The sequence below is a fragment of the Enterococcus wangshanyuanii genome (genome assembly GCF_002197645.1).
Taxonomy (GTDB): domain Bacteria; phylum Bacillota; class Bacilli; order Lactobacillales; family Enterococcaceae; genus Enterococcus_L; species Enterococcus_L wangshanyuanii.
Window position 1 is genome coordinate 2,802,138 of the sequence record NZ_CP021874.1, and the last position, 24,344, is coordinate 2,826,481.

At 39.7% G+C, this 24,344-nt stretch carries 23 protein-coding genes; 15 read left to right on the forward strand and 8 right to left on the reverse strand.

Annotated elements, in window-relative coordinates:
• Positions 1-20: 20 nt before the first annotated feature.
• The 6 genes from CC204_RS14015 to CC204_RS14040 form a co-directional block, all read right to left on the reverse strand.
• Positions 21-1,217: an MFS transporter gene (locus CC204_RS14015; protein WP_088270730.1), complete on the reverse strand. Its 1,197-nt coding sequence runs from the start codon at positions 1,215-1,217 to the stop codon at positions 21-23.
• Between the two features lie 99 nt (positions 1,218-1,316).
• A complete protein-coding gene (locus tag CC204_RS14020; protein ID WP_088270731.1) occupies positions 1,317-1,763 on the reverse strand; it encodes a MarR family transcriptional regulator in 447 nt (148 codons plus the stop codon).
• Between the two features lie 68 nt (positions 1,764-1,831).
• Positions 1,832-2,164, reverse strand: a complete 333-nt coding sequence (locus tag CC204_RS14025) for a YbjQ family protein (RefSeq protein WP_088270732.1) — start codon at positions 2,162-2,164, stop codon at positions 1,832-1,834.
• A complete protein-coding gene (locus tag CC204_RS14030; RefSeq protein WP_088270733.1) occupies positions 2,133-2,768 on the reverse strand; it encodes a GNAT family N-acetyltransferase in 636 nt (211 codons plus the stop codon). The genes CC204_RS14025 and CC204_RS14030 overlap by 32 nt, the downstream gene beginning before the upstream one ends.
• The gene (locus tag CC204_RS14035; RefSeq protein WP_157894300.1) at positions 2,765-3,493 is read right to left on the reverse strand and encodes a MerR family transcriptional regulator; all 729 of its coding nucleotides are present in this window, start codon (positions 3,491-3,493) and stop codon (positions 2,765-2,767) included. Before CC204_RS14035 ends, CC204_RS14030 begins: the two co-directional genes overlap by 4 nt.
• Before the next feature lie 291 nt (positions 3,494-3,784).
• Positions 3,785-4,594 carry a hypothetical protein gene (locus CC204_RS14040; RefSeq protein ID WP_088270735.1) on the reverse strand — a complete coding sequence of 270 codons (810 nt, stop codon included), beginning with the start codon at positions 4,592-4,594 and terminating at the stop codon, positions 3,785-3,787.
• 377 nt (positions 4,595-4,971) lie between these two features.
• Here CC204_RS14040 and CC204_RS14045 point away from each other — a divergent pair, with 377 nt between their 5' ends.
• From CC204_RS14045 to CC204_RS14060, 4 genes are all read left to right on the forward strand, one after another.
• Positions 4,972-6,723 (forward strand): DUF2264 domain-containing protein, encoded by a 1,752-nt coding sequence (locus CC204_RS14045; protein WP_088270736.1) that lies wholly within the window; start codon positions 4,972-4,974, stop codon positions 6,721-6,723.
• On the forward strand, positions 6,710-7,540 hold the full coding sequence (locus CC204_RS14050; RefSeq protein WP_088270737.1) for a hypothetical protein: 831 nt from the start codon (positions 6,710-6,712) through the stop codon (positions 7,538-7,540). Before CC204_RS14045 ends, CC204_RS14050 begins: the two co-directional genes overlap by 14 nt.
• A gap of 171 nt (positions 7,541-7,711) precedes the next feature.
• Positions 7,712-8,875, forward strand: a complete 1,164-nt coding sequence (locus CC204_RS14055) for a glycoside hydrolase family 88 protein (protein WP_088270738.1) — start codon at positions 7,712-7,714, stop codon at positions 8,873-8,875.
• Between the two features lie 12 nt (positions 8,876-8,887).
• Positions 8,888-10,666 (forward strand): glycoside hydrolase family 35 protein, encoded by a 1,779-nt coding sequence (locus CC204_RS14060; protein ID WP_088270739.1) that lies wholly within the window; start codon positions 8,888-8,890, stop codon positions 10,664-10,666.
• A 22-nt stretch (positions 10,667-10,688) separates the two neighbouring features.
• Here CC204_RS14060 and CC204_RS14065 read toward each other — a convergent pair whose 3' ends face one another.
• Positions 10,689-11,396: a GntR family transcriptional regulator gene (locus CC204_RS14065; protein WP_088270740.1), complete on the reverse strand. Its 708-nt coding sequence runs from the start codon at positions 11,394-11,396 to the stop codon at positions 10,689-10,691.
• Between the two features lie 233 nt (positions 11,397-11,629).
• Here CC204_RS14065 and CC204_RS14070 point away from each other — a divergent pair, with 233 nt between their 5' ends.
• The 8 genes from CC204_RS14070 to CC204_RS14105 all read left to right on the forward strand — a co-directional run bounded on the left by CC204_RS14070 (position 11,630) and on the right by CC204_RS14105 (position 20,819).
• Complete coding sequence (locus CC204_RS14070; protein ID WP_088270741.1) at positions 11,630-12,556, forward strand: PTS sugar transporter subunit IIAB; 927 nt, start codon at positions 11,630-11,632, stop codon at positions 12,554-12,556.
• 143 nt (positions 12,557-12,699) lie between these two features.
• Positions 12,700-13,488 carry a PTS mannose/fructose/sorbose/N-acetylgalactosamine transporter subunit IIC gene (locus CC204_RS14075; protein WP_087640526.1) on the forward strand — a complete coding sequence of 263 codons (789 nt, stop codon included), beginning with the start codon at positions 12,700-12,702 and terminating at the stop codon, positions 13,486-13,488.
• Positions 13,472-14,281 (forward strand): PTS system mannose/fructose/sorbose family transporter subunit IID, encoded by an 810-nt coding sequence (locus CC204_RS14080; RefSeq protein WP_088270742.1) that lies wholly within the window; start codon positions 13,472-13,474, stop codon positions 14,279-14,281. Before CC204_RS14075 ends, CC204_RS14080 begins: the two co-directional genes overlap by 17 nt.
• Before the next feature lie 25 nt (positions 14,282-14,306).
• Positions 14,307-14,951, forward strand: a complete 645-nt coding sequence (locus CC204_RS14085) for a bifunctional 4-hydroxy-2-oxoglutarate aldolase/2-dehydro-3-deoxy-phosphogluconate aldolase (RefSeq protein WP_088270743.1) — start codon at positions 14,307-14,309, stop codon at positions 14,949-14,951.
• A gap of 4 nt (positions 14,952-14,955) precedes the next feature.
• Positions 14,956-15,963, forward strand: coding sequence for a sugar kinase (locus tag CC204_RS14090; protein WP_088270744.1), 1,008 nt, complete (start codon positions 14,956-14,958; stop codon positions 15,961-15,963).
• A 13-nt stretch (positions 15,964-15,976) separates the two neighbouring features.
• Positions 15,977-16,819 (forward strand): 5-dehydro-4-deoxy-D-glucuronate isomerase, encoded by an 843-nt coding sequence (gene kduI / locus CC204_RS14095; protein ID WP_088270745.1) that lies wholly within the window; start codon positions 15,977-15,979, stop codon positions 16,817-16,819.
• A gap of 15 nt (positions 16,820-16,834) precedes the next feature.
• Positions 16,835-17,638 (forward strand): gluconate 5-dehydrogenase, encoded by an 804-nt coding sequence (locus tag CC204_RS14100; protein WP_088270746.1) that lies wholly within the window; start codon positions 16,835-16,837, stop codon positions 17,636-17,638.
• 163 nt (positions 17,639-17,801) lie between these two features.
• Positions 17,802-20,819: a polysaccharide lyase 8 family protein gene (locus tag CC204_RS14105; protein ID WP_227011161.1), complete on the forward strand. Its 3,018-nt coding sequence runs from the start codon at positions 17,802-17,804 to the stop codon at positions 20,817-20,819.
• A gap of 68 nt (positions 20,820-20,887) precedes the next feature.
• Here the strand turns inward: CC204_RS14105 and CC204_RS14110 are convergent, their stop codons facing one another.
• Positions 20,888-22,066, reverse strand: a complete 1,179-nt coding sequence (locus tag CC204_RS14110) for an MFS transporter (RefSeq protein WP_157894301.1) — start codon at positions 22,064-22,066, stop codon at positions 20,888-20,890.
• 89 nt (positions 22,067-22,155) lie between these two features.
• Here CC204_RS14110 and CC204_RS14115 point away from each other — a divergent pair, with 89 nt between their 5' ends.
• From CC204_RS14115 to CC204_RS14125, 3 genes are all read left to right on the forward strand, one after another.
• Positions 22,156-22,995 (forward strand): helix-turn-helix domain-containing protein, encoded by an 840-nt coding sequence (locus CC204_RS14115; RefSeq protein ID WP_162288357.1) that lies wholly within the window; start codon positions 22,156-22,158, stop codon positions 22,993-22,995.
• Between the two features lie 89 nt (positions 22,996-23,084).
• A complete protein-coding gene (locus CC204_RS14120) occupies positions 23,085-23,498 on the forward strand; it encodes an Rrf2 family transcriptional regulator (RefSeq protein ID WP_088270749.1) in 414 nt (137 codons plus the stop codon).
• A gap of 76 nt (positions 23,499-23,574) precedes the next feature.
• Entirely contained in the window at positions 23,575-24,198 is a 624-nt protein-coding gene (locus CC204_RS14125) for an NAD(P)-dependent oxidoreductase (RefSeq protein ID WP_088270750.1), read from the forward strand.
• The last annotated feature ends 146 nt before the right edge of the window (positions 24,199-24,344 follow it).

Sequence of the window (24,344 nt, forward strand, 5' to 3'; positions counted from 1 at the left end):
AGTATATGTGGGAAAACACTTCATTTGATTGTAGATATTCTTAGAACAAAAGCAGCGAATCCAATCAAGAAAATTCCCATAAATGCGGGCGCTGCATGACTAAATACAGCATACAATTGTCCGCCGATCAACGGTCCGATCACGCGAGCCAAAGCTTGCATACTCTGCGCACTCCCCTGAATTTGACCTTGCTCACTTGCACTAACTGATTTTGATAACATTCCATTAAAAGAAGGCCCAAAAACAGAATCACCTAAACCGAAGAAAATCATCCCTAAAAGGAAGCATCCAGAGTGGGCAGTAAGTGCCGATAAGGCAATAAAAAAGTATCCAACAAGTTCACTGATCATCCCTACCAAAGCAATAGTTTTATCTGGCATGATTTTTAATAAACGAGGCATAATGAATGCTTGGGAGAAAATATCCAGTATACCGATGATCGAAAAAGTTAGACCGATCAGAACAGGCTGCCAAGCGAAAGTATCAATTGAAAATTGCGAAAAAATCGCTTGCAATGAACCATTTGGCAGCCAAACAAGAAAGCCAGTGAGCAATAACCATTTGATTGATAGAAGGGAGAAGCTATTTGATAGTTGACCAAAGGGATGAAGCTGTTTTACTTTCAGCTTAGGTGTACGTTTTGATCTTACGAGACTTTCCGGCATGAAAAAATACCCGTATGCCGCGTTTAATAAAGTAACAACAGCTCCAGCATACATCGGAACTCGATGACCGAATGTAGCCAGAGTACCGCCGATGATCGGACCTAACGTTGTTCCGACACCGACGAGTGCGCTGATCCAGCCGAAATATTTTGTTCGTTCGCTTTCAGGAGTGATATCTGCAAAATAAGCAAAAATCGCAGAGATTTCTCCCCCAGTCGCTCCTTCGATGATTCGACCTAGGAAAAGGACCCAAAGAGCTCCGCTTATGCCAAAAATAACGTAACCCAAAGCTGAACCTAACAAACTGAGGATCAGTACAGGTCGGCGCCCATAGCGGTCGCTTAAAGAGCCTAAGATAGGTGCAACTATAAAAACGGCTAAAGCATAAACTGACATGAGTGAAGTGACGATCGTTGCCTGTTTGCTAGGATCTTTTGTATAATCAGAAACTAAAAATGGCAATACTGGACTAACGATAGTTAAACCTAATCCAGTTAAAAAAACAGTAGTAAAACCAAAAATCAACGCATGTTTATTGATAGAATGAGTCATTAAAATTCTCCTTCAATGATATTGTTTCTGAGGAAACAATATTACTTTAATCTTATTTTGTTTCTTTGTCAACAAAAAAATGCGAAGAAAAAATACCACTTACTTAGTGATATTTTTTAGATGATGTCTGTATCGACCGATAAACCTGAAAATTGTATCAAATTCTTCTTTCGTCATATGTGCGAAAACATCTTGATCACGTTGCAAAAAGGCTTCATGCAATTGCTGATGGATCGCGTTGATTTCTTGCCCCTTTTTTGTTAGTTCAAAATAGATTTCTTTTCTATTATCTTCGTTCTGATAGCGTTGAATGATATTTTTAGTGAGCAATTTTTTAGTCAATTTACTAATAGCACCACGAGTCATGTAGCTTGCAGCAGCGAGTTTTGTGACATTTGCTTCAGGGATAAGAGCAATATGTTCGATCAATTCGATTTCATTTAAGGTATAGCCATTTAAAGCTGATTCTAATTCTGGTTTATTGAGCCAGATGATTTCATTACAGAGATCCATCAGTTCACTCATTAACTGTTGTCTATTATCCATGCGAACTCCTTTGTACTTTTTCTTTAGTATAGGAGCTTTTTGTTTCTTTTGCAACAAAAATCAGAAGGTTAGTATATTGACTCGATCGTTACAGCTGTACCGTAAGCTGTAACAATGATCAATAAAATATCGGAGTTGATAAATTGGTCATAATTGATCTTCAAAGAAAGAATTGCATTGGCATCCAATGAGGAGCTTTTATTTTTTAATTCTGTTAATGCAGTTTTACGAGCTTCAGCATATTCGTTTGAATATGCTGAGGATTTTCCGCCGAATATTCCTTTAATGCCACTTAATGCATCTCTTACAATATTGACTGAGATAACCTGTTCGCTAAATACTGTCCCTTTTACATCAAGGATAGTTGTATTAGTAATTGTTTCGGTTGTAACGATTTTCATGCTGATTCCTCCATTCCATAAAATACCATTGTTTATTTTTGACAATGAGCTGACTAAGTATACTAGTTGTTTTTTTGATAAAAAAGAATCCCTTGTTTTGGTAAAGCACAAGTGCCGGTGTATTGTCTTTTGCAACGTATAAACTTAAATACTTTTGTTGATGTTTAGCTATTTTTTGACAATGTGATAGTAGCAGGTGACCAACTTTTTTATTTCTGTAACGGGGCAAAATAGAAATAAAATCGATATGTAATTCTCCTTTTTTAGGTTTATAGGAGAGAAGCATAAGCAGTAAAGAAATTTTTAAACGGTCTAGTAAAGTAAATTTCCCCCTCATCAAGTGTTTTAAATAATAATAGGTATCTTCTTGTTCCGTTAAAAAGAGACAGCCGCATATTTCCTGATTTGATTCAGCGATCAGCAACTGATTTTCTTTTGTTGTGCAAAGAAAGTAACTTAAGAGAGCAGTGATTTTTTTTGCTTGTTCTTTGGAGAACAATGTTGCAGTAAATTTTGCTTCAAATCCTTGATAGATCAGTTCAGTAACTTTTTCAATCAGTCGTTCTAAAGGATAATCTTTCGCTTTATTTATCACGATGTTCATAATTTCACCTCAAGAGTATAAACAGTCACATCATTATAAGCTAAGGCACATAGGACATTTTCGTAAATCAACAGTTCAGAAGGGGTAGCTGTGATGTTTAAAAGCGGGTCAGCTAAAAAGCAATCGATTTCTCTTTCGAGCATTGATTCATTATGGACAATAAAACTTTTACACCCGTACGTACCCTGAGAAAATAAGTAATCATGTTCTGCTTTTGTCCCTTCGAAGCTAGGAATCATAGATTGGCCGGAAGAAATATAAGACACATTATCCAATGAAGTGAAGCCTGCTTTAGTTGCTTTGAGTAAGTCGATTTCATTTCCAGTCAGGATTTCAACGGGCGCTTTCTTAAAGTAACGTGTTGTTTTTTTTAGGAAGATAAGCTCATCTAACTTATAAGTGATCTGGGCTTGAATAATATCTTGTACGGTTTTTTTGATAGCAGTTAGCTCATCGATTTGTTGTTGTAGCTGTAACTCAGCATTTTTGAGAGAATTCAAAATAGATGAACCGGCGAAAACTTGTTTTATTGAAGACAGTGAATAGCCAATATTTCTAAGTACGATGATTTGATACAATTTGTAAATATCGGCTTCGTCAAAAAGATAATAGCCATTTTCTTGATTGCGTTCAGGTGTCAGTAACTGCTCATCAATATAATGTCTGATTTTATATTTCGAGATAGCAAATAGTTCAGCAAGTTCTCCAGTGGTTAATTTCTTCATAGCTAGCCTCCTCATTGATTGTCTCCATTATATATCGTGTGGTAACCACACAGTCAAGGAAAGGGATAAAAATCTTTTAGTAAAAAAACCGTACATTTATTTTTTTTATGTGTACAATTAATGCAAGTCTTCTTTTGGTAAATTAAGGGTCAGTTTTTATGGAAAGGATACTGGCAGAAGAGGCTTCCAAGTCGACGATGTACGTGTTGAAAAAGAACCATAAAAATAGAGATCAAAAAGCTGAGCGCAAAAACGCTCAGCTTTTTGACCTCTATGTTATTGCTTTTTTACTTAATCAATAACAGTCCATTCATTGATCGTCTTTCCATTCTTATCGATCAACTCCAGCCAGCTATTAGTGCCGCCGAAATAAAGAAATAGCCCAACTTCATTAACGCTTTTTAAGACGATATCTTCGGTAGTCACATTATTTTGGATCTTATCAACGTGATCTTCACGAATGCGTTGCCCCATTTTTGCGGAAAAACCTAAGGAACCGTCCTTATTTAAAGGGGGAGCGGCCATCAGCGTAGCTCCAGCTTTTAGCAACATTTCATTCCGTTTTTGCCAGAAAACGGTCGCTTTGCTTTCTCGAGTATCGACAGTAAATTCGATTTGGCTGACTTCTTTCGTCCATTTGTGACGCGCTTTAGCAGGTTTTGGTTTGTCATTTTTGGCTTCTGGAGCTGGGCTGAAAGAATAGCCGAATGTTTTTAGAACGGCTAAAAGCTCTTCTTTGAATGCGGTCGTCGTTTTTTGAGCATTCTTAGGAATCGTAATTTCCGTTTGTTGTGTTTGGATCAAGTCATGTCCACATTTTTTTGCTTCATTGAGGAGTGATTGTTCTAGGTAATCTAACTCAATGTCCCAAGGGATGGAAAGATGCATGATTTTATTGAATGTAGTTTTTTCGATTGTATCAGGAACTTCGGATCGGCCGATCGAAATAATCGTATGATCGTTTAGTAACATATAAAGCTCTGATAGAGCGAGTTTCATATTCGCTTTTGTTACAGGCAAAATAGTAATGGTACTTTGAGTAGAATTCATTTTTATCGTTGTCTTTTTTGGGGTGATCGCCACATCTAGTTTGATTTCCATGAAGAGCTCCTTTATTTTTTATAGCTAAATTTTATCATGAAAATTGCTGGAAGTCTTTTACTCCTTTCATTTGAATGTTAAATACAAGCGTTATTTTAAATTCTAGATATAAAATAGATCAAAAAATTTAATTATGAAAATTGGATATTGCTTATGCTAGTAAATCTCATTTTTTTCTCATGAATATGAGGGTAACTAAATTAATGAAAGAGCTGTTTAGCAGGATTAGTGAACTTGAGGTGGACAACATAATAGGTTAAGTGAAAGAACAGTGGAATAAGTTTCTCATTTTCTGGTCTACCAGTAAGAAAATCAGACTTGAAAAAGCGAGATTTGCTTGATATCCTGTTCAATAAATTGATGAAGGAGGTGCCATTGTGGAAAATTTGAGTGAAAATCCTTTTTTGACTCGTCAGGATTATCAGAAAGCTGTAGAAGAAATCATGCAACCGTTAAGAGCGATCATACTAGAGAACGATCAGCCAGGAGTGAACTTAGGCAGCAGTGGTGCTGTCTATGATCGAAAACGATCTGAAATGGAAGCGCTTGTGCGTCCTTTGTGGGGAGTCGCCCCGTACTGGACTGCTTGTCAGGATGATGAGCTAAGAAACGCTTATGTCGCTAAATTGATAAAAGGAACCGATCCGAAGAAAGCAGACTATTGGGGCGACATAGAAGATTATGATCAATACATCGTTGAAGCAGCAGCCTTAGCTTTGACGTTGTTACTGCATAAAGAATATTTTTGGGAACAACTGTCTGAACAAAATCAGCAATCTGTGGTGGAATGGCTATCACAGGCTTTGACCTGTAAGATCCCGAAAAACAACTGGACTTTTTTTAAGGTGTTGATCCGCATTGCGCTTTATCATTGTGGAGAAGCACTAGAAAAAGAACGATTAGAGCAGGAACTGGAATTGATCGATTCTATGTACATTGGGGAAGGCTGGTACGTGGATGGAAAAGCAACACAGCGGGATTATTATGTAGCCTTTGCTTTTCATTATTATGGCTTGATTTATGCTACGTTTATGAAATCAGAAGATCCGAAGTGGTCAGAGCGTTTTATTGAGCGAGCAATGTTATTTGCACAGGATTTTATTTATTATTTCGATGAAGAGGGAGAAGCATTGCCTTATGGCAGAAGTCAGACATACCGTTTCGCACAAGGGGCTTTTTTCTCTGCTCTGGTTTACGCTGATGTAGAAGCGATCGCCTGGGGGGAAGTGAAAACACTGTTATCTACGCATTTGAAGCGCTGGATGACTCATGACATATTTACCTTTGATGGACGATTGTCGATTGGTTATCATTATGAAAATTTGGTGATGGCAGAAGGTTATAATGCTCCCGGTTCTCCTTATTGGGCACTCAAGACCTTTTTATTATTAGCGGTGAAAGAAGAGCATCCATTTTGGTCGGCCGCCCCTCTACCTATTCAGAGGACAGAAAAAAGAGTGGTCGAAAAAGGCAATATGTTATTCGTTCGTGAGGTATCAGGAAATCATTTGTTAGGTTATCCTGCTGGGATGATGATCGAGAATCAGGCACATGCACAGGCAAAGTATAGTAAGTTTGTTTATTCAACCAAATTCGGCTTTAGTGTACCTAAAGCTGGCGTTTCCTACGAGGAAGGGGCGTTTGATAGCACCTTAGCTCTTTCACGTGACGGTTCATATTTTCGAACGAAGGGGAATGTTACTGCATATCAATTAACGGAAGAATGTGTTTCCTATGAGTGGATGCCGTTTGAAGAAGTTCGAATTCAGACAGAAATCTATCCATTTGGCCAATGGCATCTGCGCGTTCATGACATAGAAACAACGATTCCTTTGAAGCTTCGAGAAGGCGGTTTTAGTGCTCCCTTGTCTGGACGTAAACCCAATGGAACTATCGGCTCAACGTGGTGCAGCGTTTCTGAAGGAGAGCTGACTTCACGGATGATCGCTGTTTCGGGCTATGATGAAGCAGCCATTGTTCAACCAGAAGTCAATACCTCATTGTTTTTCCCTAGAACTAGCTTACCATGTTTACTAAAAGAACTGCCAGCTGGCAATCATCGTTTGATTTGTTTGGTTGGAGGAATCGTTGCTGAAAAAGAAAGGGTAGAAAAAGATGATAAAAATTGAATTGAAAAATGAGCAGGATCAAACGGTCGTTGGTCGCATCGATCATGAAAAAGAAGAACAGTTTTTTGTTGCAGAAGGAAAAGAGCTAGCCGTATTGGCTATCAAAAATTATTCATACGAAGTTGGGGATAAAATCGTTGTAACAGTGACTGGAGATCACCCTTATTTTGTAGCACAATTAGATGAAACATTAGCCCCTACGATCATTTATTTACCGCAAAAAACATGGGAATATACCATTCCGCTAGAAGAATCTGCAAGAAAAGCATCTGTAGAAACTGCTTTTCGCTCAACACGTCATCATATCATGGTACGGCAAGCGCATGTCTTTGAGATAGAAGCCTATCAAAATTTGACGTTCAATTCTCATGATCAAAAAGAATTTTCAAGTGCTTATCCACATGCGCATGCCAATGTAGAAACCAGAGATGATGCTGTATTTTTTGCTAAAAATGCGATCGATGGCAAATTTGGAAACTTGTCTCATGGTTCATACCCGTTTGCTTCTTGGGGCATCAATCAACAGGCTGATGCTGCACTGACCATTGATTTTGGACGAATGGTAGAAATTGATTGGGTTCGTTTATTGTTTCGGGCAGATTACCCTCATGATAGTTATTGGACAGAAGTCACACTGGCATTTTCTGATGGTGAAGAGAGGATCGTAGAAACAACGAATGCGGTTGAATTTCAAGAGATTCACTTTCCAATGAAGGAAACTAGCAGGTTAACATTTAAACAATTAAAAAAAGCGACAGATGATTCTCCATTTCCCGCGTTGACACAAATCGAAGTTTTCGGGAGAAACCAGAGATGAGCGCTTGATTTTATCGCCAATAATAGTTAACGATAGAGTAGGATAGTATGTGCAAAAACAAATGCTATCCTACTCTTTTTTGATTATTTCAGGAAGAAAGGTCGCATTTTATGTTCTTTTACGTTATAATGATTTTAGTTAATATGTTAACAAGTTAAGGAGAGCTGGATAATGAGTCTTCAAGAAAATAAAAAACGATTGATCAAGTTAGGTGAAAATGTAACGGAAAAGTGGTTAAACGAGCAAATCGACTGGTGTGTCTCGCAAATCGAAAAGAACATGCAGCGCTTCGGCACACAGTTTCCATCAGCATGTGCGACAAATGGTAAGTATCGAATCAAAGCAAATGACGACTGGACGAATGGCTTTTGGACAGGCATGCTGTGGTTAGCATATGAATGGACGAAGAAAGATAAATTTTTAGCGTTGGCAATGGAAAATATCCAGAGTTTTCAAAAACGCTTGGATGATCATTTTGTATTGGATCATCATGATATCGGTTTTTTATATAGCTTGTCAGCTGGAGCAGGATTTAAAATCACAGGAAATGAACAGTGTAAACGGGAAGTATTACAAGCAGCAGAAGTTCTGCTGGCAAGGTTTCAAGAGCAGAGTGAATTTATTCAGGCATGGGGCCAATATGGTGATCCTAAAGAATACCGCTTGATCATCGATTCTTTGATCAACTTACCTCTTTTATTTGAAGCGACAGAAATTTCAGGTGATACTCATTATTCTGAGGTAGCTGAAAAACATTATCATACGTTGATGAAAACAGTGATCAAAGCGGATGCAACGACCTTCCATACGTATTATTTTGATCTTGAAACGGGACAACCAAGCCATGGTGCGACGCATCAGGGACATAGTGATTCTTCGATTTGGGCACGTGGACAGAGTTGGGCGGTATTAGGGATTCCTTTGAATGAGAGTTATCTTCATTCGGTGCCGTTTCCAGAAAACTATACGCAAATCGTAGATGTATTTTTGGCTCATTTACCAGAAGATTTAATTCCTTATTGGGACTTTGATTTTACCGATCAGCATCCATCTGATAAAGATAGCTCGTCACTGGCAATTGCAGCCTGCGGACTTATGGAAGCAGAGAAATTGGCAGCTTTTCCAGAAGCTGGAATGCTCGCTAAAGGAATGGTGTATCAGTTAGGAGAACATTACTCAGCGAAATATCTTCCTGAGAATGAAGGGCTGTTATTACATGGCGTATATGCACATGCGGAAGGGAAAGGAATCGACGAACCCAATTTATGGGGAGACTATTTTTACTTGGAAGCCTTGATCCGATTAGCAAATCCGCAATGGCAAAGATACTGGTAAAGGGGAATGGACATGCAGACGTTTGAAATAAAAGAAGATTTTTTACTAGATGGAAAACCGATAAAACTGATCAGTGGTGCGATCCACTATTTTCGAATGACACCAGAGCAATGGGAAGATAGCCTATATAATTTAAAAGCTTTAGGAGCAAATACGGTCGAAACATATATTCCTTGGAATCTACATGAGCCGACAGAAGGGGTCTATGATTTTGAAGGGCTAAAAAATATTGAAGTCTTTGTAACGTTGGCTCAAAAAATCGGATTACTCGTGATTTTGCGTCCTTCGGTATACATCTGTGCGGAATGGGAATTTGGTGGGTTACCTGCGTGGCTGTTAAAAGAAAAAGGGCTGCGTTTACGCTCAACGGATCCGCGTTTTATGGATAAGGTTCGCCACTATTTTAGTGTATTGATTCCTAAACTAGTACCGTTGCAGATCACCCATGGTGGTCCTGTGATCATGATGCAGGTGGAAAATGAGTATGGTTCTTATGGTATGGAAAAAGAATATTTACGGCAAACAAAACAACTGATGGAAAAATTGGGTGTAGATGTTCCGCTATTCACTTCGGATGGTGCGTGGGATGAGGTATTGGATGCAGGAACGTTGATTGAAGAGGATGTTTTTGTAGCTGGAAATTTTGGCAGCCATTCTAAAGAAAATGCAGATGTGATGCGCAAGTTTATGGCGCGTCATGGGAAAAAATGGCCGATCATGTGTATGGAATATTGGGACGGCTGGTTCAATCGCTGGGGGGAGCCGATCATCAAGCGGGATGGTCAGGATCTAGCCAAAGAAGTCAAAGATATGCTTGAGGTTGGATCGTTGAATTTATATATGTTCCACGGCGGAACCAACTTTGGTTTTTATAATGGCTGCTCCGCTCGTGGAACACTTGATCTGCCGCAAGTCACTAGCTATGATTATGATGCGTTGCTGACAGAGGCCGGAGAGCCTACAGAAAAATATTATCATGTTCAAAAAGCGATCAAAGAAGTTTGTCCAGATGTTTGGCAAGCAGAACCACGCACAAAAAAAATGATCGACTTGGGACATTATCCAGTAACGAATAGTGTGTCCTTGTTTTCGATAAAAGATCAAATCATGAAGCCGCAGGAAACGGTGTATCCACTAAGTATGGAAGAAGCTGGAGAAGGCTATGGGTATCTTCTTTATTCTGTGGAGCTGAAAAATTACCATCGCGAAAACAAGTTAAAGATCATCGAAGCGAGTGATCGGGTTCAAGTTTATGTAGACGGAGAGCTTGAGGCGGTGCAATATCAAGAGGATATTGGGGAAGAATTAGTGGTAAATGGAACTTCTGATAAAGAGACGATCGAGATGGATGTTTTGGTAGAAAACCTCGGTCGAGTAAATTATGGCTTCAAATTAAATGGACCGACACAATCGAAAGGGATTCGTGGCGGTATCATGCAGGATATTCATTTTCATCAAGGATATAAGCAATATGCGTTAGCTTTATCTGAAGAACAGCTTCATGCGATCGATTACAACGCTGAGAAAAATCCGTCACAGCCTTCATTTTATCAAGTCGAGTTTGAGTTAGCTGATTTAGCAGATACCTTTATTGATTGTAGTCAGTATGGAAAAGGAGTCGTGCTGGTAAATGGTGTCAATTTAGGTCGTTATTGGTCTATCGGGCCGATTCGTTCACTTTATTGTCCAAAAGCCTTCTTGAAAAAAGGGAAAAATGAAGTTGTGATCTTTGAAACAGAAGGTCGGGAAATCAAAGAATTGGTGTTTTCTGAAAAAGCATTGACCGATTAAAAAAGAAGTAGAGTTCCGAAGATCATTCGGCCTCTACTTCTATTTTTGTTTTGAAGTATTTCCAGTGTTTGTAACTAACGATATATTCGGCGACACTGCCATCTGCTAAGTAAGAATGTTTGACCTGTTTGACAGCCGGTTCACGGAAACTCAAATGCAGTAAATTCAATAATTCTGCATCATCTGGAAACACGATTTCATTCGTTTCTACCGAAGCGAGTGAAAATAGATCCACAGCAAAGTCCTTCCTCACTCGTTCATAGACGCTAGCATAAGCACTTAAATCTTTAGCCAGCGGTTCCTTTATTAGTTTCTTAGGCAAATGAGTAATGTGTACTAAAAAAGGCTCATCGCCGAAATAGCGGACACGTTTGATCTTATAGTATGAAGCATTCGCTGCTAAACCTAATTCTTTCAAAATTTCGGGTTGATTTTCTTCTTCTACTGAAACGACTTTGACTTTTTCAGAATCTATAGAATGTAGTTCGATATCTGAAAATTTAACATTTTGAGAAACTTTGGCTTTTGAAACGAAAGTCCCTTTTCCTTGGATACGGTATAGATAGCCGGCACTAGTCAATTCATTCAAGGCTTTGACCGCAGTGATCGAGCTGACAGAATAGATCCGTTTGATATCCGCTTCAGAATAAAATTTATCACCAGGGATAAATGTATGATTTTTGATTTCACGTAGAAGATCTTGTTTGATCTGTTCATATTTTGGGAGCATGTTTGCTGACCTCCGTTCATATCGTCTAATGTATCAAGCATAACATGTTAATTCTTTTTTAGCAATTGCTTCATAGGCTTATATGTTAATAAAAAACAACAATAAGTTGTTTCAAAAATAAAATTCAATATATTAAGATATTAGGTTTACGGATGACTTGCCATGTGTTATAGTATGTTTATAAGAGACATAACATGTTAAGTAGGGCGACCTACTTTTTAGGAGGGAAATGAGTGGAAAATATTGTATTGATCAGTCATGGCGGCATGGCAGAAGGGGTCAAAGTCAGTCTGGAAATGATCGTCGGGAAGCAAGAGAACGTGCATACCGTTTCATTAAGACCAGATGGGGACAATCTCCAGTTTGAAAAAGAGCTAAATGATAAAATGAAAGCCCTTAACGGATCGACGTTGATCATTGCAGACTTGTTAGGAGGAACACCATGTAATGTTGCAGTAAAAAATTATTTGAATGTCGAAGGTGTTGAGATCATTGCTGGCATGACTCTTTCAATTGTGATCGAAGCAGTTGTCAATCAGAAAGCAACGATCAAAGAGTTAGTTTGTTTGTCTAGAGAAAATATTGTTGATGTGAAAGCTGGTATGAATCAGGCTGAAAAAGAAATCACTGAAGATAGTAAGGAAAAAGAATTGAGCAACTTTAGTCAATATGCTGGAAAAGAAAATATCGTCAATACACGTATCGATGAACGATTGATCCATGGTCAAGTTGCGGGGATCTGGTCAACAAGCTTAAGCACCCAACGCATCATTGTCGCAAATGATGAAGCAGCTTCTGATCCGCTACAAAAATCTTCTTTAAGAATGGCGGCACCAACATCAATGCGTCTATCAGTTCTTCCTGTTGAAGCGGCAGCTGAAAATATTCGTGCAGGGAAATATGGAAAGCAGCGTCTATTTTTATTATTTAAAAATCCGAAAGATGTTTTACGTTTTATTGAAGCAAATGGTCCGATCAAAACTGTCAATGTTGGGAACATGAGTTATAAAGAAGGCGCACGTGAAGTGACGAAGAGTATTCAAGTTTTACCAGAAGAAGAAACGATTTTTGAAACCATTGCTTCAAAAGGAGTAAATGTAACCGCTCAACTTGTACCGAATGATCCATCGATCGATTTTATGAAGAAATTACGAGGGTAAATTTTAAAGGAAGTATTGAGTGTTTATTGCCAAATCAATCCTAGGAAAATAGATAAATTGCCAGTGAAGCAAAAAGTGTTTCAATGCTAATTTTCTACAGGATTAAGCGATTTGTTTCACTTTTAAAATTAGGAGGAATTTTCATGCATTTAGCAGCGTATCAAATTATTCTTATTACCGTTTATGCTTTTATTGCAATCAATGATTCACTTATTTCAAATACGTTGACACAGCCGGCGATTGCCGGAATGATTTCCGGGATGATCATGGGCGATCTAAAAACTGGTTTGATGGTCGGAGGAACGCTTCAATTGATGCGTTTAGGAATCGCCGCATTTGGCGGGGCTTCTGTTCCGGATTATTTTACAGGCGCCGTGTTAGGGACAGCCTTTGCAGTGATTTCCGGTAAAGGTGCTGAATATGGTATCGGTTTAGCCGTTCCAGTATCCTTATTGATGCTTCAATTAGACGTTGTCGCTCGTTTCTGTAATGTGTTTCTTTTACACCGAGTAGACAAAGCTATCGACAATATGCAGGTCAAACGGATTCCGCGTTTAGTGTTATCTGGTTCATTTTTATGGGGATTATCTCGTGCGATCCCAATTTTACTAATGTTATTAGCAGGTGATGCTGTGGTAACGACGATCACTGAAAATATGCCGGAATGGCTGATGACAGGATTGAAAACAGCTGGGGGCGTACTTCCAGTCGTCGGTGTCGGGATCTTACTGCGTTATCTGCCAACCAAGCAATATATTCCTTATTTACTATTAGGCTTCTTTTTAGCTGCATATCTGCAAGTGCCAATGTTGGGTGTATCGATCGTAGGGATGGTCGCTGCGATGTTAGTCTTTAAGCGCGATGGTGAAAAAGGAACAGCAGTAGCTTCTGGTACGAGTGATTTTGAAGGAGGATATGATGGCGATGAGTAATCAAAAACTGACAAAAAAAGAATTGAATGCAATCAGCTGGCGTTATATTTTAGCGAGTCAATTAAACTGGAACTATGAGCGAATGATGAGCTCAGGGTATCTATATGGGATCTTACCTGTATTGAAAAAATTCTACGGACACGATGAAACGCAATTACAAGATATGATGCGCACCCACAACCAATTTTTCAATACGAATGCTATTTTTGGAAATTTGATCATGGGGATCGATGTGGCGATCGAAGAACAAGATGGACATAAAGCCAAAGAAACGATCGTCGCACTAAAAACAGCCTTGATGGGTTCACTTGCCGGCGTGGGTGATTCATTATTCCATGTCATTTGGGGAACGATTTTTGGTTCGGTAGCAGGAACACTCGCTCAAAATGGTTCAGTTGTTGGCTGTGTGATCTGGATCATCGCAAACATTGCTCTTTTATTCGGTCGTGCGGCATTATTGCCACTTGGTTATAAACAAGGGGTCAAATTAGTCACAACACTGAAAGATAAATTATCCGCTTTTACCAATGCAGCAACAGTTTTAGGGGTGACAGTGATTGGTGCCTTGATCCCATCAGTGATCAAAGCGACCGTTCCATTCGTCTATAAAAAAGATGGCGTGGAATTAGTGATCCAAGATACGTTGGATGCGATTTTACCTTCATTGGTACCGATTTTGTTAGTGCTTTTGACGTACTGGATGTTGGGACAAAAGAAATTGAATTCTACTCGAGTGATCTGGATCATCTTGATTTTATCGATCGTATTGAGTGCATTAGGGATTTTAGGCTAAGAAATTGATTGAAACAGGTGAGAAAATGAAACGCGTAGAGATTCTATCACGTTTAGAAAAAACAGGGGTTGTCGCAGTGGTCCGCGGAGCGACAAAAGAAGAAGCCGTCAAAGCAAGTCATGCCATCGTAGCAGGTGGTCTGACTGGTATTGAATTGACTTTTACAGTTCCTCAGGCGGATGAAGCGCTCAAAGAATTAACGAGCTATTATCAGAATCGTTCAGAAATCGTGATCGGTGCGGGAACCGTCTTAGATGCAGTTACCGCCCGTCTAGCGATCATGGCAGGAGCGGAGTATATCGTCAGTCCAAGCTTTGATCGGGAAACGGCAGAATTATGTAATTTATACCAAGTTCCTTATTTACCTGGATGCATGACAATCACAGAAGTGCAGGAAGCATTGAAAAGTGGCGCAGATATCGTCAAATTATTTCCTGGAAGCGCCTATGGGCCAAGTATCATTTCTGCATTCAAAGCTCCGGTGCCTCAAGTCAGTCTCATGCCGACAGGCGGGGTGAGCTTAGCAAATATGGCTGAGTGGTTTAAAGCTGGAGCCGTGACAGTTGGTGTGGGTGGCGACTTGCTTGCACCAGCAAGCTCAGGTGATTTTGACCAAGTGACAGCAACGGCGAAGCAATATGCCGCAAAATTAAAAGAAATTAAGGGATGATCAGATGGGAAAAGTCGTTACCTTAGGAGAGATCATGCTGCGTTTTTCGACGCAAACTGGTCACCGTTTGACTCAAAGTGAACAGCTGCAGGCACATTATGGCGGAGCGGAAGCAAATGTCGGAATCTCTTTGGCAAATTTTGGCCATGAGGTCGTATTTGCCAGTAAAGTGCCCGACAACGGTTTAGGAGAGGCTGTCCGCAAACACCTGCAGCGTTATCGTGTGAATACAGATTTCTTGCTGACAGGCGGTAATCGGCTGGGTACGTACTATCTGGAAACGGGAATCGGTGAGCGGGCAGCGGCGGTCATTTATGATCGGACTGGTTCAAGTTTTGCTGAAATGGACACACTTGAGTGGGACCTGTCTGAATTATTTCATGAGGTAGATCTCTTCCACCTTTCAGGGATCACTCCGGCGTTGTCTCCTAAATGGCAGACACTTACGTTGGATTTAGTGAAGCAGGCAAGAAAAGCGGGGTGTAAAATCAGTTTTGATGTGAACTATCGCGGAAAATTATGGAGTCAAGCACAAGCTGGGCATTTTCTGAAACAGATTTTGTCTTATGTCGATTATTGTTCAGCTGGAATCTTAGATGCCGTTCATTTACTGGGAATCACCGCAACGCCAACCGCGGATGAAAACAGTACTGCATTTTATTATCAATGTATGAAACAAGTATTTCCGACCATCGAGGTGTTCTATTCAACAAAACGGATAGTCCATTCAGCAAGCGCAAACGATCTGACGGGGACCTTATGGATAGCTGGTCAGTATTATGAATCTGAGCTTCATGAACTTGATCCGATCATCGACCGGGTTGGCGGAGGAGATGCTTTTTCCGGCGGTGTCTTACACGGCTTGTTGGAAAAAATGGAACCACAGGCGATCATTGATTTCGCCACAGCGGCAGCTGCCTTAAAGCATACGGTTCATGGAGACTGCAATCAATTTACTCAAGCAGAAGTCGAGCAGTTTTTAGCTGCCGGTTCAGGAAAAATAAATCGTTAAAGGGAGTCATGACATGCAACAAATGGAAAATAGATATACACATAGTCCGGAGGATATCCGTCACTATTCAACAGAAGAATTACGTAGAGAATTTTTAGTAGAGAAGGTTTTTGCACCTGGGGAAATCAGCTTGACTTATACACACAATGACCGCATGATCTTCGGCGGAGTGACACCGACCACAGAAGCTTTAGAAATTGTTTTAACCAAGGAATTGGGTGTAGATTATTTCTTAGAACGTAGAGAATTAGGTGTCATCAATATCGGCGGTCCTGGATCGATCACGATCGACGGACAAACAGAGCCGATAAAAAAACAAGATGGTTATTATATTGGGAAAGAAACGAAAGAAGTCATTTTCCGATCAGATGATCCGGCAAATCCAGCGAAGTTTTACGTGAATAGTGTTCCGGCGCATCATAAATATCCGAATGTAAAAATCAGTATCGATCAAATCAAACCGATGGAAACGGGTGAGTCGTTGTCGTTGAATAAACGCAGAATTTATCAGTATATTCATCCAAACGTATGTGAAAGCTGTCAACTACAAATGGGCTATACGGTCTTAGAACCAGGCAGCTCTTGGAATACGATGCCTTGTCATACCCATGAACGCCGGATGGAAGCCTATCTGTATTTTGATTATGCAACGGAAGATACACGCGTTTTCCATATGATGGGCAAACCAGATGAAACCAAGCATTTAGTCGTAGACAATGAACAAGCGATCATTTCACCAAGCTGGTCGATCCATTCAGGCGTCGGCACAGGAGATTATACATTTATTTGGTCGATGTGCGGTGAAAATATTACCTATACAGACATGGACATGGTTCCAATGGACCAATTAAAATAGAAAAGAGGCAATCAGATGACATTCACGATGGAACAATTTCAACTAAATGGAAAAGTTGCTCTAGTGACAGGCGCAGTGCATGGCATCGGCTTTGAAATCGCTAAATCATTAGCTGCAGCCGGAGCAACCATTGTGTTCAATAATTTATCGCAAGAGTCTGTGGAGCAAGCGATGAAACTTTATCAAGAAGCAGGGATCGAAGCAAAGGGGTATGCTTGTGATGTGACCGATGAAGCAGCTGTTCAAAAAACAGTGCAGAAAATCAAAGAAGAGGTTGGTTCGATCGACATCTTAGTCAATAATGCCGGGATCATCAAACGGATTCCGATGATCGATATGTCTGCAGAAGAATTCAGACAAGTCGTTGATGTCGACTTAAATGCGCCGTTTATCATGGCCAAAGCAGTCATCCCTGATATGATCGAAAAAGGTGGCGGTAAGATCATCAATATTTGTTCAATGATGAGTGAGCTTGGTCGTGAAACAGTCAGTGCCTATGCTGCGGCTAAGGGCGGATTGAAAATGCTGACGAAAAATATTGCGTCCGAATACGGTCAGTACAATATCCAATGTAATGGCATTGGTCCAGGCTATATTGCGACACCACAAACGGCACCATTAAGAGAAACACAAGAAAATGGGGAACGTCATCCATTCGATCAGTTTATCGTTGGTAGAACTCCAGCAGCACGCTGGGGCACACCAGAAGATCTTGCTGGACCAGCCGTTTTCTTGGCATCTAATGCCTCTGATTTTGTAAATGGGCATATTCTCTATGTCGACGGCGGAATTTTAGCGTATATTGGCAAACAACCATAGTCAAAAATAAAGAGAGCTAGAGTGTGGGAACAAGTCGTTTTCTTCACTCTTTTTCTCCTTTATAAAATGAAAACGCTTGCTTTTTTGATTTGTTCTTGTAAATAATAATGGGTAGTTGATTAAAATAAAGCAGACATATTGTTTGCTGAGGAGGGTATAAGTAATGAAAATGAGTGGAAGAGTTTTAGTTGCAGCAGGGAGTTTATTGTTATTTTCCAGCGGGATTTACGGCTTAGCTGAGATCAGTTTAGCAGAAGATGAGGTAGGTGTCGTTCAAGCAGAGCAACCGCTTTATACGTCCGATTTCCCAAATCAATTAGGTTCTTGGCAGGATATCGTAGGAAAAGCGGATAAAAGCAAGAATAGCAATGGTTTGGTAATTTCGAATACAAAACAAGGGACCAGCTTGGAGTCTGTTTCGCTAAACTTGAGCGCCGGTAAACAAACCTCTGGGGATCTTGAATATACCTTTTTGTATGAAGGACAGGCTAATTTTGGGTTAGTTTTTCGCGCAGATACGCAAAATTCAAGCAAATGGCAGTCTTTTGCTTACAATCGTGATGGACAATGGCAGTTAGGTCAGCCGGGTGGGAAATGGCTCACAAATATTCCAGGCCCAACGTTGATTTCCGGTCAACAGTACAAGCTGATGATTCGTTATGAAGGAAAAAGTATAAAAGCTTTTTTAAATGATCAGCTCTTCTATGAGAACAAGGAGGTCGTTTATCCAAATGGATCAGTTATTGACGGTGATTGGGAAGGCTATCCGGGGATTCGGATGTTCGGGAATTTATCAAAATTGACAGTTCTATCTATGCGAAGCGGCAAAGTAGGTAGTATTCCCGTAGTCGATCGCTCTGCCGAATATACACAGCTGAAAGAAAAATGGAGAAATCAGCTTGTCTCTGACCAGTATGATGCAACCAATCCGACGCTAGTCAAGTACGTTCAAACATTGTCTGAAGAGGCTGCTGAATTATATCAAACGATGAACAAATCAGCAGACCGCACGTATCTTTGGCCGTTGGAACAAGGAAATACAGCGTCAGCAGATCTAAGTACACAATTCATCAAACTGCAAAAATTAGCGTTGGCATACGGCACAAAAGGCAGCCCGATGTACCAAGATAAGACAGTTGAAGCAGCGATCATTGATGGACTAGATTTCATGGTGACTAAAAAAGGCTATGATGGAAAAAAATATCATGGTAACTGGTGGGACTGGCAAGTTGGCATCCCGCAAAAGTTTATTAGTACCTTAATGATCCTAGGAGATAATGTTCCAGAAGAAAAAATGGAGCAATACACAGCTGCGATGAGTGGATACGTACCAGATCCATTTAAACAATTATATACAAAAACACAAGGAACGTTTGTTGATTTAGCTTTTATCCCGAACTTCGTGACTTCTGGTGCAAATCGGACGGATCTAGCATTAACAGTTTTAGGTCTAGGCATCCTACAGAAAAATGAAGGTAAGATCACCCAAGCATCCAGCAGTATCGTCGATGTTTTCAAACTAGTCACAAAAGGGGATGGCTTTTACAAAGACGGCTCCTTTATTCAGCATAACAATATCCCATATACAGGTTCTTATGGGAATGTCTTAATGAAAGGCGTCGGACAAATTTTGGCGATCACCAAAGATTCCAGCTTTGAAATGGCGCCGGAGATCATGAATGAATTTGTGGAAAATGTCGATCGCGCCTTTCTCCCACTGATCTATAAAGGCGAGATGCTGCCGACAGTCAACGGCCGCTCGATTTCAAGAGCACCAGCAAAAACTAAAGTCGGCTATGGCTCAACTACGATTTACAATTTATTGATCGTCTCTAAATTTGCCCCAGCAGAGTATCAGAAGAAATTTCAGGAAGCAGCTAAATATTGGATCAAGGAAAATCCAGACTATTATTTAACGAATGCAAGAGATTTTAATGATCTGCAAATGACGATGACACTGTTGGATAATTCTGGAATTATTGGAGATACACTACCATTTATCGGAACAAAAATGTATGCTTCGATGGATCGATTTGTCCAAAGAACACCAGACTATATGATGGGCTTGGGTCTATACTCCAGTCGAATCTCTTCTTTTGAAGCAGGAAACAAAGAAAATAAACGCGGCTGGCATACGGCTGACGGCATGATGTACGTCTATAACGATGATGAGGTTCAATTTAATTCTGCCTACTGGCCGACAGTCGACCCCTATCGTTTACCAGGAACAACAGTAGATACAGTGGCACTAGCAGATGAAGTCTCTGCTTTTACAACTGTGACATCGAAAGAAAAATGGGTCGGCGGTGTTGACTTTGAAGGGCAGGCTGTGGTCGGAATGGCACTGAACAAGACTGGTACCAAAAATAATGGCACTCTCCTACCGATGAATCTTCAGGCTAAAAAATCTTGGTTTATCGTTGATGGACAAATTGTGGCATTAGGTGCAGGAATCAAAGGAGATACTACGGCATCCATTGAAACGATCGTGGATAATCGCTTGTTGAATGATGCCTACACGTATCAAGTATTATCTAATAATGGCAAAATCGAACAAGCCAGCGAAACAAGCAATAAGCAATGGCTATTGTTACAATCAGACCATCAAAACGCTAATCTAGGGTATTATTTTCCGCAAACAGCACCAGTCACTGTCATTAGTGAAACACGCAAGGGCAGTTATGTACAAATCAACGAAGCCTTTCCTAGCAATGAGCAATATACAGGAAACTACCGTAAATTTGTGATCGACCATGGAAAAAATCCAACGAATGAAAGCTATGCTTACGTGACACTCCCAGGCATCGATGAAGCAGGCCTAAAAGCATATGCGGCAGAAAAACCAGTAACGATTTTAGCGAACACGGCTGAGGTTCAAGCAATAGAATTACCACAAAAACAGTATTTAGGTGTCAATATTTGGAAAGAAACGGGCAGCAGCATTGCTGGGATCACTTCAGATAAAGCGGTCTCCTTGCTGAAAAAAACAACGGACAAGAAGCAAACCTATGTATTCTCGGATCCGACCCAAACAACCACAACAATGACATTGAAATTGCCGAAAAATTACAGTAAAATCATAAGCCAAAGCGAAGGGATTTCATATGATGCTGCGACAGATACATTTACTGTCACCTTTGAACAGAAAGATGGCGGCAGTAAACAAATCGTAGTGGAATAAAAACTCATTAACAAATGATGATACTCTGTTTTAGCTCTTTAAAATAAGAGCTTGCAGAGTGTCTTTTTTTATTTGGTGATTCGTGAACTAATCTGCATAAATAGACTTCCGCCCAAAGTGATGAGTGCCAGGGTAAAAAACACCTTCTGAGCAGCAGCTAAAGAAAAAACTTGAATCAAATAGGCGCCTACGACAGGACCAAGTGAGTTGCCTAGTTTCGGTATCTCAGCCAAGCCAAAGTAAAGGCCTTTTTTTCCTTGAGGAGCCAGCTGATCCACTAAATAATCAAATCTGACGCCAAGAAACAGCTCTCCCAAACTATAAGACAAAACGATCAAAAAAAATACGAAGAGCATCGTTGCATTTGGCAATAAGAACAGACTGCCGGCGAATAAGACATTACTGATGATCATCGCAGAAAAAGAAGAAATACGTTTGGCGAATCTCATGATCGGAAATTGCAGCAATAAGATCACAGCCGCATTGATCATCAACATCGAGCTATATAATGTGGCACCTGAAGAAAAGAAAGAATGAGTAGTAAGAAATTGCGGCACGGTTGAATTGAATTGTGCATAACTGAAATAAGAAAACGTGACCCCAATCAACAGGAACACATAAGCATAAATAGATGGCGTACGTTCTTTGCTGATCACGGTACATGTCTCAGTTCGCTGTTCAGAAATAAGCGGTACTTTTCGCATGGTGAGGAGTGCTGTCAGCCCGTAAACAATATAAATCCCGCCCAGAATCAGATAAGAAACAAGCGAGGAAGTTCCAGTGAAAAGCAAATTCAATAAAGGCCCCAAAAAAGCACCGAGATTGATAGCGGCATATCTGAAATTATAGACGGATAACCGTTGTTCAGCTGGTGAAAATAAAGACAACGTCCGTTTAGCTGTGGGCTCGAATATAACGTAACAAAAGCCGTTTAACGCATTAAGAACTAGAAACTGAGGAAACGTGGTAGCAAAGAAGAAGCTGATAAAAATAATTCCCCAAAAAATAGGTGTATAGATCAAGAGCGTATAGAACCTGATTTTGTCAGATAAATACCCGCCAACAGGACTACACAAAACACTTACTAAAGGATTGATACCAAGAATATAGCCGATCTCGATCGCTGAAAAGTGACAGCTATTAGATAAGTAAATCACTAAAAAAGGCGCGCTCATAAAAAGTGCGATACGTGTAAATAAGGTGCCTAAAAGAATTGTTTTTACCTGAGCATTCATTTTTTTGATCATAATGACCTCCATACGATTTTTAAGTATGGTATCATAAGCAAAAATGAATTAGATTTTTTGTTGCGTATACGCACATGAGGGAGAATGATATGACGCAATATGGACAAACGATCAAAACGATCAGAAAGTCACGAGGACTTAGTCAGGCGGCTTTATGTACTGGAATCATGAGCCGTTCAAATCTATCCAGATTTGAACATCAGCTGTATATTCCAAGCTTTGATAAGGTGTTGCAATTGCTTGAACGATTGACGGTGACTTTAGATGAATTTATCTACATCGACCGTGGATTTTTGCCAAGTAGATACGATTATTTTTACAAAAAACTAATTCGTGCAGAAAATTATAGGCAGAAAGAAGCGTTAGTAGAAGTTGCGAAACAAATTGCTGAAAATAAAGAAGAAAGCAGTCAGTTTTATGAATTATTTTTACTAGCTCAGTTAACGTTACTTGAAAATGAGCTGCCGGCAGTACTAACGAAAAAAGAAATTTCGGCCTTTATGCGGCCAGTACTCTTTGAGATAGAAAATTGGTTGTTTTATGATTTTAGACGATTGAACAATTTTATCCAGCTCTTCGAACTGGAAGAAGCGATCTTTCTATATGATCGTGCGCTTGCTGAGTTCGCTAAATATGAAGGACTTCCTAAGGAAAATAATATCAAGATCCATCTATCTTTAAATGTAGGCCAATTACTGCTGGAGCATCAGCAAGTAGAGAAGGCGGAAATCTATTTCAAACAAGCGAAACAATATGCGCGGCAACAGAACAAGCTATATCAAGAATTACTTAGCGATCTATTTATCGAAAAAGTTATTCGTAAAAAGGAACAAAACGCATCAAGTTCCTCACTTTCAGGCTTGATGACGGATATGAAGCAGCTAGGTTATGAATCAGTTGTTCATTCTTTGCAGACCTACGCCAAATAAAAATCAGTATTTTCTATTGACTTTCATTAAAAAACGCAGTAAACTTTAAATGTAACATAAATAGTTACTTTTAAATTGGAGTGATAGACATGGCCATGTCGACGAAATTAAGTGTTGCGATTCATATCCTTAGCCTGATCGAAATCGGACCGCCGGATCAAGTGAATTCTGAATTGATCGCAGCAAGTGTCAATACGAATCCAGTCGTTGTTAGACGACTGATGAGTAAGTTGAAAAAGGCTGGACTGATTCATACGAGCAGAGGGGCAACACAGACCTATTTATTGAAGAAACCAGAAGAAATTTCTCTTTACGATATTTATGAAGCGGTAGAATTAGAGCATGAGGTATTCAATATCCATCAAAATCCAAACCCGAATTGTCTGGTAGGAGCAAATATTCAAGCTGCATTAGAAAAACAATATAGTAAAGTACAAGAAAGCATGGAAACAGAATTAAAAGAGATTCCTTTAGCTGATGTCATTCATCAAATAAAGCATTAAGAGACAAGTAGGTCTCTTCTCTTTTTACTATTAAATGTAACAAAATAAGTTTCATTATAAGAAAGGAAGATCAAACATGAAAGTAGCAATTTTAGGAGCAAACGGAAAAGCAGGTTCAGCGATTTTAGCAGAAGCGAAACAAAGAGGGCTAGATGTTACAGCGATTGTTCGCGACAAAGCGAAAATCACAGATGGTACACCAGTTATTGAGAAAGATGTTTATCAATTAACCGCAGCAGACATAAAGGATTTTGATGTATTAGTCAGTGCATTAGGCTTTTGGGGAGATGTGAGTGAATTTACGGGTTCAACCCAACATTTGATCGATATTTTAAATGGCTTAGACACTCGTTTATTAGTTGTTGGTGGAGCTGGCAGCTTATATGTTGATCCAGAACACACGGTACGTCTAAGTGAAACGCCAGATTTTCCAGAGGCCTTCAAACCATTAGCTACAGCGATGGGTAAAGGATTGGATCTATTAAAAGAAGCAAAAAATATCCATTGGACATATATTAGCCCAGCAGCAGATTTTGATGCTGAAGGAGCAGCAACAGGTAAGTATGTAGCGGCAGGTGAAGAATTAGAGACAGGTGCAGATGGTAAGAGCTATATTTCTTATGCGGATTATGCCATCGCGATGGTTGATGAAATTCAAAATAATGCACATCCAGATCAACGGTTTAGCGTGCATCAATAAAAAGGATATTTAATACGAGAGCGAAGTGGATCGTTTCACTTCGCTCTCGTATTTTTTTATAGTCTGATATGACAAAAACGATAGTTTATTGAAAGCTCAAGCGAGGGTAATTTATATTTTTTTCTTTTATACTATGTTAGACAAAA